Source organism: Janthinobacterium sp. 61 (assembly GCF_002846335.1).
Lineage (GTDB): Bacteria > Pseudomonadota > Gammaproteobacteria > Burkholderiales > Burkholderiaceae_D > Janthinobacterium.
Genome location: NZ_PJMQ01000001.1, coordinates 5,601,566 through 5,615,506 on the forward strand (window position 1 = coordinate 5,601,566; position 13,941 = coordinate 5,615,506).

Below are 13,941 nucleotides of genomic sequence, written 5' to 3' on the forward strand. Positions count from 1 at the left end.
CAGGGTTGGATCTAATCAGACCAGCGCGGACGCCACGATGCGCGTGGCGGCCGTGATGATGTCCTGATTCGTGTCCGCTTTTTTCTGTTCGCGTGTGTAGTACACGGCGATGACCAGCGGTGCGCCGCTGGCCGGGTAGGCGACGCCGATATCGTTGACGCTGCCATATGCTCCCGAGCCCGTTTTATCGGCCACCTGCCAGCCAGCCGGTACGCCGGCGCGGATGCGCTTGTCGCCTGTCGTGTTGCCGCGCATCCAGGCGTCGAGCTGCTGGCGCTGCGGCGCCGGCAAGCTATTTCCCAGTAATAATTGCTGCAAGCTGTGCGCCATCGACGCTGGGCTAGCCGTGTCGCGCACTTCGCCGGGGATGGCACTATTGAGTTCCGTTTCCCAGCGCTCCAGCTGGAACACCGTATTGCCGATGCTGCGCGCAAACGCCGTCACGGCTTGCGGCCCGCCTAATAATGTCATCAAGAAATTGGCTGCGCTATTGTCGCTGTACTGCAAGGTGGCGGCGCACAGGTCCGCCACGGTCATGCCGTCGGCCAGATGCTTTTCCGTGATGGGCGAATACGTGACCAGTTCTTTTTTCTCGTAACGCACGTGCTGATCCAGCAAACCCGGCTGGCTGACGCTGCGGGCAAGCACGGCGGCCGCCAGCATCGCCTTGAAGGTGCTGGCCAGGGGAAAGCGTTCGTCGGCGCGATAGGCAATGCGCAGTTCGCTGCCCTGGCGCCAGGCGGCAACGCCGAGGCGTCCGCCTGCGGCCTGTTCCAGCGCGGCCAGTTGCGTGTGGGCGGCGGCGAGGCTGGTCGCGGGCGCGGCAAACAGCAGCGATGTCGGGCACAGCAGGGCGGCACCGCTGGCCAGCAGGAGGTGGCGGCGGAGTTGGTTTGGGGATTCAGTCATGGTCTGTCGCTGTCTTTGGTGTGGAAAGGGTGGCCAGCAGTTCGCCGATGGCGAGCAGGTTGGCCGGCTTGGTCAGATGATAGTCGAAGCCGGCCGCGCTCGATTGGCTGCGGTCGTCTTCGGCGCCCCAGCCCGTCAATGCGACGAGCACGACGTTGGCGCCGGCCGGTATCCTGCGCAGCGCGCGCGCCACTTCGTAGCCGTTCATGCCGGGCAGACCGATGTCGAGGAAGATAACGTCTGGCAAAAATTGCGGCGCCGCGGCCAGGGCTTGCGCGCCGTCGTGGGCCACTTGCGTGGCATGGCCCATCATGTCGAGCACGGCGGCGAGGGTATCGGCCGCATCCACATTGTCGTCGACCACCAGCACGCGGAATTGGGGACCATGGGCGGCGCTGGCGGGGGCGGCTGGTGCGGCGGGCGCTGCCGCTTCCTCCTCCAGCAGGGGCAGGCGCACGCTGAAAGTACTGCCCTGGCCGGCGCCGGCACTGGCCGCCGTGGCACTGCCGCCATGCAGCTCTGCCAGGCGCCGCACCAGCGACAGGCCGATGCCCAGGCCGCCCTGAGCCCTGCCCATGTTTTGCGACACCTGGGTAAACATGTCAAACACAGTCGTGATCGACTCGGCGGGGATGCCTACGCCGCTATCCTTGACCTCGATCAAGGCCTCGCTGCCATCGCGTACCGCGCGCAAGCTGATATGGCCGCCAGCGGGCGTGTACTTGGCGGCATTGTTGAGCAAATTGCCCAGCACTTGCGCCAGCCGCGTGGGGTCGGCCTCGAGCGGCAGCGCCTGCTCGTCGAGTTGCACCTGCAACTGGTGGTGGCCCGCTTCGATCAGCGGCATGCTTGTTTCCACGGCACTGGCGATGATGGTTTTCAAGTCTGCACGTTCCAGCTTGAGTTCGATCTGACCCCGCGTGATGCGGGCCACGTCCAGCAAATCATTGACCAGGTGCACCATCTGATTGACTTGCCGCTCCATCACGTCGCGCACTCTTGCCACCGTGGCGGGTTTGTCGGCCGCCAGGCGCATGATCTGCAAGCCGTTGCGGATGGGCGCCAGCGGGTTGCGCAATTCGTGCGCCAGGGTGGCCAGGAATTCCGTCTTGCGCCGGTCCATCTCGGACAGATTGTCCGCCAACTGGCGCAATTGCTGCTCCGAGCGCTTGCGCTCGCTGATGTCGCTGAACAGTATCGTCAGCAGGCGGCTGCCGGGGCCGCCCAGGCGCGCGGCGAAGACTTCGAACCAGCGCTCCATGGCCACGGCTTCGTTTTCATAGCGCACGGGCTCGCCGGTTTTGACGACCTGGTCGTACAGGTCGAACCAGTGCTGGTCGTGGTCGGGCACGAAGCTGCGGATGGTCTTGCCGATGGCATTGTCCAGGCCAGACTGCTTGACGAAGGCGGCGTTGCCTTCCAGGTAGCGAAAATCGATGGGGTGGCCTTGCTCGTCGTACAGCATTTCAATGACGCAAAAGGCCTGGTCCATCAGCTCGATCAGGGTGCGGTAGCGTTCCTCGCTGCGGCGCAGCGCATCTTCCACCTGTTTCTGGCGCGTGATGTCGAGCAGGACGCCTGGAAATTGCAAGGGCGTGCCATCGGGTGCGTATTCCGCGCGGCCCCGCGCGATGACCGAGCGGTACTGGCCATCGCCGGTACCGATGCGGTAGCTGGCCTCGAACGGCGTGTGCGCGTGCACTGCCTGGCTTATCTGCGCGCTGACTTGCTCGCGGTCATCGGGATGGATGATGCCCAGGTAGCGCGCCAGCGGCGCTGCCGTGGCCGCTTCGGCATTGACGGAGAACAAGCGCGCCATATTGCTGTCGGCCGTGACCCGGTCGGCCACGATGTTCCAGTTCCAGGTGGCCACTTCACCGGCCTCCAGAGTCAGGCGCAGGGTTTCCTCGTTTTGCTTGCTGGCCGTCAAGTCGAGCGAAATGCCGGACAGGGTGATCACGTTGCCGGCGCCGTCGCTGGTGCAGGTGCCGCGCATGTGCGCCCAGTGCAGCGCGCCATCGGGCCAGCGCACACGGATATCGATGTCGAAATCGCTGGCGCTGGCGATGGCTGCATGCATCACCGTTTGCCAGTGCTGCAGGTCGCCGTCGAGCATGGCGCCTGTCAGTTGCGCGTAGTCCATGTGGCTGGCAGGCGGCAGGCCCAGATTGGCCTTGAACGCATCGGAGCAGGCCATGCTGCCGCTGCCCAGGTCGATCTCCCACGTGCCCATGCGGCCGCCCTTCATGGCCAGGCGCAACTGCTGCTCCGTCTGTCTTTGCTGCGTCACGTCGCAATGCGAACCCAGCCATTCAACGATGCTGCCGTCGGGCGCCAGCACAGGCAGCATGCGCACGACCATATTGCGGTAGGTGCCGCTGACGTGGCGCAGCCGGTATTCCGCTTCGAACACGCTGGTCAGGTGCGATGGCATGACGTAAGGCAAGTTGCGGTCATCCGGATGCAGGGCATTGAGCCAGCCGCGGCCCAACAGTTCGGCCTCGGTCTGGCCCGTGAAGGCGCGCCAGGAAGGCTGGTCGGCATCGAACTGGCCGAAGGTTTTCGTGCTCCAGACGATGTCGCAATGGGCGCCCAGCAGTAAATGTGCGGCCTGGGCGGCGGCGATGGAGGACGGGACGGCATTGCTGGGCTGGCTCGGTTCTGGCATGGAGGCGATCGACGATGGTGCGGGGTACCGCCGCCGCACTGGGATGGGGCGGCATGGCAGCTCAATTCTGGCGATATTACAACTATTTTTACGCTCTGGGCTGTCTTGCAGGATGCCCATTCTGCTTTCTGCAGGCCACGAGAAAAAATCGCGTCCTGCGGAAAATCTTCGGGTGAAACAGCAAGGCAAGGGCGCTATTGTGGCTGAATAACCACTAGTCGGGCCATTATGTTGATGAATGAATATTTTACATAACAATATTCTTGCAGCGCATAAGGCGCTTGAATTAAATTGGCGCCTTACTCAAAAGTTGGTGTTCATCAGACATCCCAGAGATGCGGCCAGACCGCTGTCAGCTTGGACGACAGCCAGGGCAGAGCCAGTGACGCCAGGTGCGGAGAAACATCCGCTCGCGCTGCTGCACCGTGATGGTGCATACGATCATCCAGCGCCGTACATAAGCCGGAGACAAGTTGGAAGACAGATTTCGCAATTCTTTTTTAAACTTCTGGGAAACAACATGATCAAGATGTCCAAGATGCACCAGCGTTTGTGCGCCAAAAGCGCCGCCATGCTGGCACTGTCCGCTGCCTTGCCTATCGGCTCGGCGTATGCAGATGAAGTCGCTGCTGATACGACCCCTGCCGCCAGCCAGCTGGAAACCGTGACCGTGACGGCGCAGCGCCGCAAGGAAAATATCCGCGATGTGCCCGTCTCCGTGTCGCTGTTGCGCGACGAAAAGCTCGACGTGCTGGTGTCCGGCGGACAAGACATTCGCGTGCTGGCTGGCAAAGTGCCTAGCCTGAACGTGGAATCGTCGAATGGCCGCACCTTCCCCCGCTTTTACATCCGCGGTTACGGCAATACCGACTTCAACATCTTTGCATCGCAACCTGTTTCCCTGATTTACGACGATGTCGTGCAGGAAAATCCTATTCTCAAGGGTTATCCGATTTTCGACGTGGCTGGCGTGGAAGTGCTGCGCGGCCCGCAAGGCACCTTGTTCGGCCGCAATACCCCTGCCGGCGTGGTCAAGTTCGAATCCGTCAAGCCGAACCTGGACAAGGTTGAAGGCTATTACAACGTTTCCACCGCCACGCACAACACCAGCAATTTCGATGGCGCCGTCAACGTGCCGCTGAGCAAAGAATGGGCGCTGCGCTTTTCGACCCTGCGCCAGCACCGCGACGACTACGTCGACAATACCTTTACGGGCCAGAAAAACGCGCTGGACGGCTACAACGAACACGCCGAACGCGTGCAACTGCTGTACGCACCGAACACCATGTTCAATGCCCTGTTCAATGTGCACCAGCGCAATACGACTGGCAGCGCGCGCATCTTCTATGCCAACATGATCAAGCAAGGCACGAACGACATCGTCGATGGTTTCGACCCGAACAAGTCGTTTACGAATGCACCGAACTTCCAGCGCCTGCGCACCAATGGCGCCAGCGCCCGCCTGAGCTGGGACCTGGACGGCGTCAAGCTGTATTCGATCACCGGCTTTGAACAGGTCGGCAATTACGTATCGCATGGCGACATCGATGGCGGCACGCCGACGGGCCCCGGCTTCATTCCTTTCCAGGTTGAAACGGCCGGCGGCATCACCAGCGTGAAACAATACTCGCAAGAATTCCGCGCCGAATCGAAGAATGCCGGTCCGCTCAACTGGCAGGCTGGCGTGTATTACTTCAATGAAGATGCCAACGGTTTCACCGACAACTTCAATACCAACACGCATGTGCTGACCACGCACCTGGCCAGCCGCCAGAAGAACTCGGCCTGGGCAACGTTTGGTTCCGTCAACTACGCCGTCAACGATGACTTCATGCTGCGCGCCGGTTTGCGCTATACCAAGGACAAGAAGGATTTCAACACGGTGGAAGCGACCAACATCGTGCAGGTCAACCCGACCAGCGCCGATGTCAGCAAAGCCAAGGTCAACTGGGACCTGAGCGGTACTTACAAGTACAACAAGGACGTGAACTTCTACGGCCGTATCGCTACCGGTTTCCGCGCACCAAGTATCGCCCCAGCCAGCACCAGCGTGCCTGTCACCGTGGCCGATGCGGAAACGATCACCTCGTTCGAAGCGGGTATCAAGGCTGACCTGTTCGAGCGCCGCGCCCGCGTCGCTTTCAGCCTGTACAACTACCAGGTGAAGAACCAGCAATTGACGGTGGTGGGCGGCACCTCGAACGTCACGCGTTTGATCAATGCAGCCAAGACGAATGGCCGTGGCGCGGAACTGGAACTGGAAGGTTTTGTTACGCCTAGCCTGAAGATGTCCCTGGGCGGCAGCTACAACTTCACGGAAATCAAGGATCCTAGCCTGTCGATCGCCACCTGCGCCCAAACGCGTTGCACCGTGACCGATCCGCTGACCACGGGCAACCGCGCCATCATCGACGGCAATCCATTGCCGCAAGCGCCGAAGTGGACGATCACCGCCACGGGCCGCTATTCGATCCCGATGGAAAACGGCGAATTCTTCGTCTTCACGGACTGGGCCTACCGCAGCAAGATCAATTTCTTCCTGTATGAAGCAACCGAGTTCACCGGCAAGCCGATGCTCGAAGGTGGCTTGCGCGTAGGCTACACCTGGGATGCCGGCAAGTATGAAGTGGCCGCTTTTGGCCGCAACATCACCGATACCCAGCGTATCACCGGCGCCATCGACTTCAACAACCGCACGGGCTTCATCAATGAGCCACGTCAATTTGGTGTGCAATTCAAGGGCAACTTCTAATTGCCCGATACCAGGCGCCGGCCCTTGCGGCCAGCGCCTGCTTCAACCCGCCCGGTTTGCGCCGCGGCGGGTTTTTTTATGCCCGCTCGGGAAGCTGCGCCAGCCGCTGCGCCCAGGCGGGAACGGCTTGCCGCCAGAAGTCTTCCAGGCTCTCGGCGCGCACGTCGAGGCCGAGGAAGCGGGCAGCCGGCAGCAGTGCCGATGCCAGCAGTTCGGCGGCATGCGTGCCCGTGTCGAAGGCGAGGGCGCCTGTCTGCTTCGACAGTTTCTCGCCGCTGTCATTGTTGACGACAGGCACGTGCAGAAAGCCCGGATGCGGCAAGCCCAGCACATCCTGCAGATACAGCTGGCGCGGCGTGGAATCGAGCAAATCCGCCCCGCGCACCACCTGCGTGATGCCCTGTGCGCCATCATCGACCACCACGACCAGCTGATACGCCCAGTAACCATCGCCGCGCAGCACGATGAAGTCGCCCACTTCGCCAGCCAGGTCCTGCTGCTGCTGACCATGCCAGCGGTCGGTAAAACCATACACGGCTTGCGTGCCCTCTGGCACGCGCAGCCGAAGGGCTCGCGCTGCCTTGCCCGGCGCCAAGCCGTGGCGGCAAGTGCCCGGATACACGGCGGCCCCGCCCTTGGGCGTGCCCGCCTGCACCACTGAATCGTGGATCTCCTTGCGCGAACAGCCGCACGCATACACGAGGCCATTATCCTGCAACTGCTTCAGCGCTGCCTCGTACAGCGGCAGCCTGCGGCTCTGCCACGTCGCCTCGCCATCCCACGTCATGCCGCAGCGTTGCAGGGTGGCCAGGATCGCCATATCGGCACCCTCGACATTGCGGTCATAGTCCAGGTCCTCGATGCGCAATAGCCACGTGCCGCGATGCACCTTGGCATCGAGATAGCTGGCCATGGCGGCAACGAGCGAGCCCATGTGCAGGGGACCGGAGGGGGAGGGGGCGAAGCGGCCGATGTAGGGTGCGGTGGACAGGGACATACGGATGAAGGTTGTTGACAGTAGTGATACGTGCTGGTGTGGCTATGAGCGATGACGCATCCAAGTATCGTTCAGAGTGATTTTCAAGTCAAATTACGGCCCTGTTTCATATGTGGCCAGAAATCGCTGGCCGACTGTAGCAATAGCGAACACAAGCGTTTCGTGCGGCCGCAAGGTGCCATCGATGGTGTGTTTATTCAGCGCGACGTAGGCGCCTGCACCGTGCAGTAGCAGGGCGTCGGGCAGGGCCGCGCGCACGGACGGTACGCCATTGGCAAACAGGCGCAGGCTGGAAAAACCCGGTTGACCCAGATGGTACTGAGCGCTGCTGCTGGTGAATTGAATGCTGAGCAAGGCGCTGGCGCCAGCATACAGGCGCAGGCCGGGCGGCGCATTGATGATGGGCGAAAAGTGCCGGCGCGAAATGGCCAGCGTTGCCAGCATCAGGTCATACGCGCTGGCAAACTCGCGCGTGTACTGGCGAAACAAACCCAGCTCGCGCTCGTAATACGGCAATAGTTGTTCCACGGTCGCGCTCTCCGCCAGCTGGAAAGCTCCATGCTGGCATCAGGCACGAGCGTGGGTGTTGATGCGTGACAATGATTCTTAGAAATGGTACTCCGCGCGTATCATCGGCGTCTTCGCCGTCTGGCCCACATTGCCCGTGGTGGCGGGCGAGTTGCCGAACTTGTTCTTCCAGTACTGGTATTCCAGGCCCACGCGGAAGGTGTTCTTGGCGCTGCCCAGGGCCGCGCCCACGTCGTACATCACTTGCATGTCGATATTCGTTTCCACCGCCGTGTCGCGTCCCACTTCATCCTTGCCTTTGGAATCGATGAGGTTAAAGAAACCTTCGAACGAGAACAGCGGCGACAGGGGAATGGCCCAGGCGCCCGCCAGCATGGCGTGCGTTTTATACGTGTAGCGTCCCGTCACTTGCGAGATGGGCGGGAAGGCGCCGCTGGGGGCATTGCTTTCACGCAGCAACAGCAGGCTGGTATTGAAGAAGCCGGGCACGTCCCACATCAGCGTGGGGCCGGCCACCAGCATGCGCTTGCGCGAGTTGTAGCCGACGTCATTTTTCGTGTTGACGTCAAAGCCCAGGGTGACGCCGATGCCGCGCACGGGGCCGAACTTGATGTCGCTGCCGCGCACCTTGCCGATGTCGATGGTGTTGCGGTACACCAGGTACGCCTCTTGCGCGCCGGAAGTCTTGCCCAGTGCGCCAGGGTCCTTGCTGTCGGACAGCAGGAAATCCAGGTTGACGAAGTTGCTGCCGTATTTGTAGCCGCTGGCATGCGTGATCGCAAAGATGTTTTTCTTGATGTCGTCCGGATTGAACGGCTCGCGGTAATCATTGCCTGCGCGCCAGCTCAGCGCGGTATCGCTCCATTCGGCAGCCTGGGCGGTCGCGCCCACGCCGAGGGTAGTAGTGAGGCAGAGCAACAGACACGGTATGGTTTTTGGCACTTTCGGCTCCTGATGGCGGTGTTGAAAAACGGATATTCGGGATGGCAGGGGGCGTAGCCCGCATGAAGCGCTGCGATGGAACATATTGCGCACCGTTCAATCCATGATGCGAGCATCGCCGCACCGGACGATATGTATTTTCTGCATAGTTACTATCATTTTCTGCATATAATCATCGCACCTTCTCGCCCTTGCGGGGCAAGGCGGCTGCTGTAAAGCTGATAATTTTTTTCAAAATTGTATACAGGTGTTGTTTTTTTGCGGAAATAGAAATGCGCGCCGCCACGCCCGCCCCCAAGCGCTGCGGATGCCGATACGATAGAGACACCAGCTTGATTTATCCTACCGGCGACGATGCCGGCGACCATGCAGCGAGGCACGAAAAAAACAATGACGGCACGCCTGGAATTACACGACATCAGCAAGCGCTATCCGTCCGTGGTAGCCAATGACGGCATCCACCTGACCGTGGCGCCAGGACAGATTCACGCCGTGCTCGGAGAAAACGGTGCCGGCAAATCGACTTTGATGAAAATCATTTACGGTGCCGTGCAACCCGATGGTGGCCGCATCCTGTGGAATGGCCGCGAGGTCGAGATCGCCAACCCGTCGGCTGCGCGCGCGCTGGGCATCGCCATGGTGTTCCAGCACTTTTCCTTGTTCGACACGCTCACCGTGACGGAAAACATAGCCCTCGGCTTGCCCGCCGGTACCAACATGGCGGAACTGGCGCAGCGCATCGAAGCGACGGCGCGCCAGTACGGCCTGGACCTGGAACCGCAACGCCACGTGCACACGCTTTCCGTCGGCGAATGCCAGCGCGTGGAAATCGTGCGCGCCCTGCTGGCCAAGCCGCAACTGTTGATCCTCGACGAACCGACGTCCGTGCTGACGCCGGGCGCCGTGGAGAAACTGTTTGGCACCTTGCGTCAGCTGGCGGCCGAAGGCTGCAGCATCCTGTACATCAGCCACAAACTCGACGAGATCCGCGCCCTGTGCCATACCTGCACGGTGGTGCGCTCCGGCAAGAACGCGGGCGTGTGCGACCCATCGCAAGAGTCTGCGGCCAGCCTGTCGCGCATGATGATCGGTGCCGAGCCGCCCGCAGTCAAGCGCGTGGCGCGCACGCCCGGTGCCGTCATGCTGAGCGTGCGGCAGCTGGACTTGCCGAAGAGCCATCCGTTCGCCACGCAGTTGACGGACATCAATTTCGACGTGCGCGCGGGCGAGATCGTCGGCATCGCTGGCGTGTCCGGTAATGGCCAGCAGGAATTGCTGGCCGCCCTGTCGGGCGAAGACATGCGCGCGGCCCCCGCCAGCATCGTCCTGAACGGCACGCAGGCGGGACGCTTGCCGCCGGGACGCCGGCGCGCCCTGGGCTTCGGCTTTGTGCCGGAGGAGCGACTGGGGCGGGGCGCCGTGCCCGACATGGGGCTGGCCGACAACGTGTTGCTCAGCTTGCAGACACCAGCCACCATCCGCCATGGCTTCGTGCGCCACAAGGTCATCGCGCAGCGGGCGGCGGCCATCATCGCCCGCTTCCAGGTGAAGGCGGGCGGGCCGCAAGCGCTGGCGCGCAGCCTGTCGGGTGGCAACTTGCAGAAATACATAGTCGGACGCGAAGTCATGCGCGAGCCCACCGTGCTGGTGGTGGCGCAGCCGACCTGGGGCGTGGACGTGGGCGCGGCCGCGCAAATCCGCGCCGAATTGCTGGCGCTGCGCGACGCGGGCTGCGCCCTGCTGGTGGTATCGGAGGAACTCGATGAATTGTTCGAGATCAGCGACCGCCTGCTGGTGATGGCGAAAGGAAAAATTTCACCGTCCCTGGACGTGGGCGACGCCAGCGTGACCCTCGTGGGGCAATGGATGAGCGGGCTGTGGCCGCAGGAGGTAGTCCATGGCTAAGTTCGCCTTGCGTCTCGAAGCCCGTCCCACACCGTCGCGGCTCATGTCGTGGCTGTCGCCCGTGCTGGCCGTGCTGCTTACTGTGCTGTGCGGCGCCTTGCTGTTTCTGGCGCTGGGACACGATCCGCTGGCCGGCCTTGCCGTCTTTTTTGTGGAACCCTTGCGCGACGCGCACGGGTGGTCCGAGCTGGGCCTCAAGGTGGCGCCCTTGCTGCTGATTGCCGTTGGGCTGGCCATCTGCTTTCGTGCCAATATTTATAACATCGGCGCGGAAGGGCAGCTGACTCTGGGCGCCATCTGCGGCGGGGCGGCGGCCCTGTACCTGGACGATGGCGTGGGAAGTGCGGCCATCATCGGCGTTTCCTTGCTGGCCGGTATGCTGGGCGGCATGGCTTGGGCGGGCTTGGTGGCGTGGTTGCGCGACCGCTATAACGCCAGCGAAATTCTCGTCTCGCTGATGCTGGTCTACATCGCGCAATTGCTGCTCAGCTATCTCGTGTACGGCGTGCTGCGCGACCCGGAAGGGTTTAACTTCCCTCAATCGAAACTGTTGTCGGACGGTTTGCTGTTGCCGATGGTGATCAGCGATACGCGCTTGCACGTGGGCATCGTGTTTGCCTTGCTGGCTTCCCTGGGCGGCTGGCTGTACTTATCCAGAAGCATTTCCGGCTTCCGCCTGCGCGTGGGCGGCATGGCACCTGCCGCCGCCCGGTACGCGGGTTTTTCTTCGCGCAAGACTTTATGGTCGTCCCTGCTGATCTGCGGCGCCCTGTCGGGCCTGGCCGGCGCGTGCGAAGTGCTGGGGCCGATGGGGCAGTTGACGCCCACCGTGTCGCCCGGCTACGGCTTTGCCGCCATCATCGTCGCTTTCGTGGGGCGGCTGCATCCCGTGGGCGTGATCTTCTCCAGCTTCGTCATGGCCCTGTTCTATATCGGCGGCGAACTGGCGCAATCACGCCTGGGCTTGCCCAGCGCGATCACGGGCGTGTTCCAGGGCATCTTGCTGTTCGCCTTGCTCGCTTGCGATGTGCTGATCCAATACAAACTGCGCTGGAGAAAACATGGATAACCTGGCCCTGACGATAGCGCCCTTGATTGCCGCCAGCATCAATGCGGGCACGCCGCTGATGCTTGCCGCGCTGGGGCTGCTCGTCAATGAAAAGGCGGGCGTGGTGAACCTGGGCGCGGAGGGCATGATGCTGGTGTCGGCCATCACGGGCTTTGCCGTGGCTGTCAACACGGGCAGCCCCACCCTGGGATTTCTAGCGGGGGCGGGCGCCAGCATGGTCTTGTCCGGCTTCTTTGCCTGGCTGACCGTGTGGCTGGGCACGAACCAGTATGCGACGGGCCTGGCCCTGTCGCTATTTGGTGCGGGCGCGTCCACGTACATCGGCCTGAACTATGTGGGCAACAGCTTGCACAACGGCCGCTTTGGCATCCCCTTCCTGGAAGACATTCCCGTGCTGGGGCCGGCCCTGTTCCGCCAGCATGCGATGGTGTATTTGTCCCTGTTGCTGTGCCTGGCCATCGCCTGGTTTTTGTACCGCACGCGGGCGGGCCTGGTGCTGCGCGCGGTGGGCGAGTCGCCAGCGTCCGCGCATGCGCTCGGTTACCCCGTGCGCCGCATCCGCCTGGCAGCCGTGCTGTTTGGCGGCGCCTGCTGCGGCCTGGCCGGCGCCTTTTTGTCGCTTGTCTACACGCCGCTGTGGGTCGAGGGCATGGTGGCGGGACGCGGATGGATCGCGCTGGCGCTGACCACGTTCGCCACCTGGCGCCCGGCGCGCGTGGTGGGGGGCGCCTATCTGTTTGGCGGCATCACGATATTGACCTTCCATGCGCAGGCGCTGGGCGTGCCCATTGCGTCGCAACTGCTGTCGATGCTGCCGTATGTGGCGGCCATCGTCGTGCTGGTATTGATCTCCAGCAATGCCAATTACATCAAGCTGAACATGCCTGCTTCACTGGGCAAGAATTTCAATCCGGGCAGCTAGCCCGTACCGTGCCCAGGCGCGCCGTCACTCCCCCGCGGCGCGCTGTCTTTTTTATTTTCGATGGGGGGCCATCACAAGGAAAACCATGTCCAAGAAACTATTGTGCGCCGCCGTATGCAGTGCTGTTTTGATGCCTGTCATGGCCGCTGCACCCGCCACTGCGCCGCTGAACGTCGGCTTCGTGTATATCAGCCCCATCGGCGACGCGGGCTGGACCACCCAGCACGACCAGGCGCGCAAGGAAATGGAAAAGGCGCTAGGTAACAAGATCAGCACCAGGTTTGTGGAAAATGTGCCGGAAAGCGCCGATGCGGAGCGCGTGATCCGCGACCTGGCGCAAACGGGCAGCAAGCTGGTCATCACGACCTCGTTCGGCTACATGAATCCCACCTTGAAAGTGGCGAAGCAATTTCCCAATGTGAAGTTCATCCACCTGACTGGCTACAAGACGGCGCCAAACGTGGCCAACACCAACGCCCGTTTCTACGAGGGCCGCTACCTGGCTGGCGTGTTGGCCGGCAAGATGAGCAAGACCCATGTGGCCGGCTACGTGGCGGCATTCCCCATCCCGGAAGTGTTGCAAGGAGTTAATGCCTTCACGCGCGGCATGCGCAGCGTCGACCCGAAGGCGGAAGTGAAAGTGGTATGGGTCAATAGCTGGTTCGACCCGGGCAAGGAACGCGACGCGGCCATCACCCTGATGGGCCAGGGCGCCGACGTGGTCACCCACCACACGGACTCGACCGCCGTGGTGCAGGCGGCGGAAGAGAAGGGCAAGTTCGCGATCGCCTACCACTCTGACATGAAAAAGTACGGACCGAAGGCGCAGCTGGCTGCCGTCACCCACCATTGGGGCGAGTACTACACGAAGCAGGCGCAAGCCGTGCTGGACGGTACGTGGAAATCCAGCAGCACCTGGGGCGGCATCAAGGACGGCATGGTCAAGCTGGAAGGCATCAACGCTGCCGTGCCCGCCGATGTGAAACAGTTTGTATTGGCGCGTGAGAAAGACTTGGTAGCTGGCAAGCTTAATCCTTTCAGTGCGCCGATCAAGGATAACGACGGCAAGATGCGCCTGGACAAAGGCGTGCTGGACGATGCAGCGCTGACGAAGATGGATTATTTTGTCGAAGGCGTGGCAGGGAAAGTTTCCGGAAAGTAATAGGTTTGCATATAAACTTGCTGTAATATTGCCGGAAACGGGAGTCGGGCCGGGGATACATGCGCATTCCCGGCCTACCCATAGAGC

The 13,941-nt window shown here is 62.1% G+C and carries 11 protein-coding genes; 5 read left to right on the top strand and 6 right to left on the bottom strand.

Going from position 1 to position 13,941, the window contains the following annotated elements; genetic code table 11:
* Positions 1-15 precede the first annotated feature (15 nt).
* The gene (gene bla, locus CLU92_RS25370; RefSeq protein WP_101484118.1) at positions 16-909 is read right to left on the bottom strand and encodes a class A beta-lactamase; all 894 of its coding nucleotides are present in this window, start codon (positions 907-909) and stop codon (positions 16-18) included.
* On the bottom strand, positions 902-3,577 hold the full coding sequence (locus tag CLU92_RS25375) for a PAS domain-containing protein (protein ID WP_180338583.1): 2,676 nt from the start codon (positions 3,575-3,577) through the stop codon (positions 902-904). Before CLU92_RS25375 ends, bla begins: the two co-directional genes overlap by 8 nt.
* Before the next feature lie 520 nt (positions 3,578-4,097).
* Here CLU92_RS25375 and CLU92_RS25380 point away from each other — a divergent pair.
* On the top strand, positions 4,098-6,329 hold the full coding sequence (locus tag CLU92_RS25380; protein ID WP_101484120.1) for a TonB-dependent receptor: 2,232 nt from the start codon (positions 4,098-4,100) through the stop codon (positions 6,327-6,329).
* Between the two features lie 76 nt (positions 6,330-6,405).
* On the opposite strand, the gene gluQRS is transcribed toward CLU92_RS25380, so the two are convergent.
* The 4 genes from gluQRS to CLU92_RS27570 form a co-directional block, all read right to left on the bottom strand.
* Entirely contained in the window at positions 6,406-7,326 is a 921-nt protein-coding gene (gene gluQRS, locus CLU92_RS25385) for a tRNA glutamyl-Q(34) synthetase GluQRS (RefSeq protein WP_101484121.1), read from the bottom strand.
* A 93-nt stretch (positions 7,327-7,419) separates the two neighbouring features.
* The gene (locus CLU92_RS25390; protein ID WP_180338584.1) at positions 7,420-7,854 is read right to left on the bottom strand and encodes a type VI secretion system baseplate subunit TssF; all 435 of its coding nucleotides are present in this window, start codon (positions 7,852-7,854) and stop codon (positions 7,420-7,422) included.
* Positions 7,855-7,932: 78 nt separating this feature from the next.
* On the bottom strand, positions 7,933-8,745 hold the full coding sequence (locus CLU92_RS25395; RefSeq protein WP_101484122.1) for an outer envelope protein: 813 nt from the start codon (positions 8,743-8,745) through the stop codon (positions 7,933-7,935).
* 206 nt (positions 8,746-8,951) lie between these two features.
* Positions 8,952-9,164 carry a hypothetical protein gene (locus CLU92_RS27570; protein WP_143452647.1) on the bottom strand — a complete coding sequence of 71 codons (213 nt, stop codon included), beginning with the start codon at positions 9,162-9,164 and terminating at the stop codon, positions 8,952-8,954.
* A 22-nt stretch (positions 9,165-9,186) separates the two neighbouring features.
* On the opposite strand from CLU92_RS27570, the gene CLU92_RS25400 reads away from it, so the two are divergent.
* The 4 genes from CLU92_RS25400 to CLU92_RS25415 all read left to right on the top strand — a co-directional run bounded on the left by CLU92_RS25400 (position 9,187) and on the right by CLU92_RS25415 (position 13,854).
* On the top strand, positions 9,187-10,701 hold the full coding sequence (locus CLU92_RS25400) for an ABC transporter ATP-binding protein (RefSeq protein WP_101484123.1): 1,515 nt from the start codon (positions 9,187-9,189) through the stop codon (positions 10,699-10,701).
* A complete protein-coding gene (locus CLU92_RS25405) occupies positions 10,694-11,770 on the top strand; it encodes an ABC transporter permease (RefSeq protein WP_101484124.1) in 1,077 nt (358 codons plus the stop codon). The genes CLU92_RS25400 and CLU92_RS25405 overlap by 8 nt, the downstream gene beginning before the upstream one ends.
* Entirely contained in the window at positions 11,763-12,692 is a 930-nt protein-coding gene (locus CLU92_RS25410; protein WP_101484125.1) for an ABC transporter permease, read from the top strand. Before CLU92_RS25405 ends, CLU92_RS25410 begins: the two co-directional genes overlap by 8 nt.
* 85 nt (positions 12,693-12,777) lie before the next feature.
* A complete protein-coding gene (locus CLU92_RS25415) occupies positions 12,778-13,854 on the top strand; it encodes a BMP family ABC transporter substrate-binding protein (RefSeq protein ID WP_101484126.1) in 1,077 nt (358 codons plus the stop codon).
* Positions 13,855-13,941: the final 87 nt, after the last annotated feature.

Excerpts from the sequence above, each read along its gene's own strand:
- CLU92_RS25400 (WP_101484123.1), top strand. The coding sequence starts at position 9,187 with ATGACGGCACGCCTGGAATTACACGACATCAGCAAGCGCTATCCGTCC.
- CLU92_RS25375 (WP_180338583.1), bottom strand. The coding sequence starts at position 3,577 with ATGCCAGAACCGAGCCAGCCCAGCAATGCCGTCCCGTCCTCCATCGCC.
- CLU92_RS25415 (WP_101484126.1), top strand. The coding sequence starts at position 12,778 with ATGTCCAAGAAACTATTGTGCGCCGCCGTATGCAGTGCTGTTTTGATG.
- CLU92_RS27570 (WP_143452647.1), bottom strand. The coding sequence starts at position 9,164 with ATGGTCGCCGGCATCGTCGCCGGTAGGATAAATCAAGCTGGTGTCTCT.
- bla (WP_101484118.1), bottom strand. The coding sequence starts at position 909 with ATGACTGAATCCCCAAACCAACTCCGCCGCCACCTCCTGCTGGCCAGC.
- CLU92_RS25380 (WP_101484120.1), top strand. The coding sequence starts at position 4,098 with ATGATCAAGATGTCCAAGATGCACCAGCGTTTGTGCGCCAAAAGCGCC.
- gluQRS (WP_101484121.1), bottom strand. The coding sequence starts at position 7,326 with ATGTCCCTGTCCACCGCACCCTACATCGGCCGCTTCGCCCCCTCCCCC.
- CLU92_RS25410 (WP_101484125.1), top strand. The coding sequence starts at position 11,763 with ATGGATAACCTGGCCCTGACGATAGCGCCCTTGATTGCCGCCAGCATC.
- CLU92_RS25405 (WP_101484124.1), top strand. The coding sequence starts at position 10,694 with ATGGCTAAGTTCGCCTTGCGTCTCGAAGCCCGTCCCACACCGTCGCGG.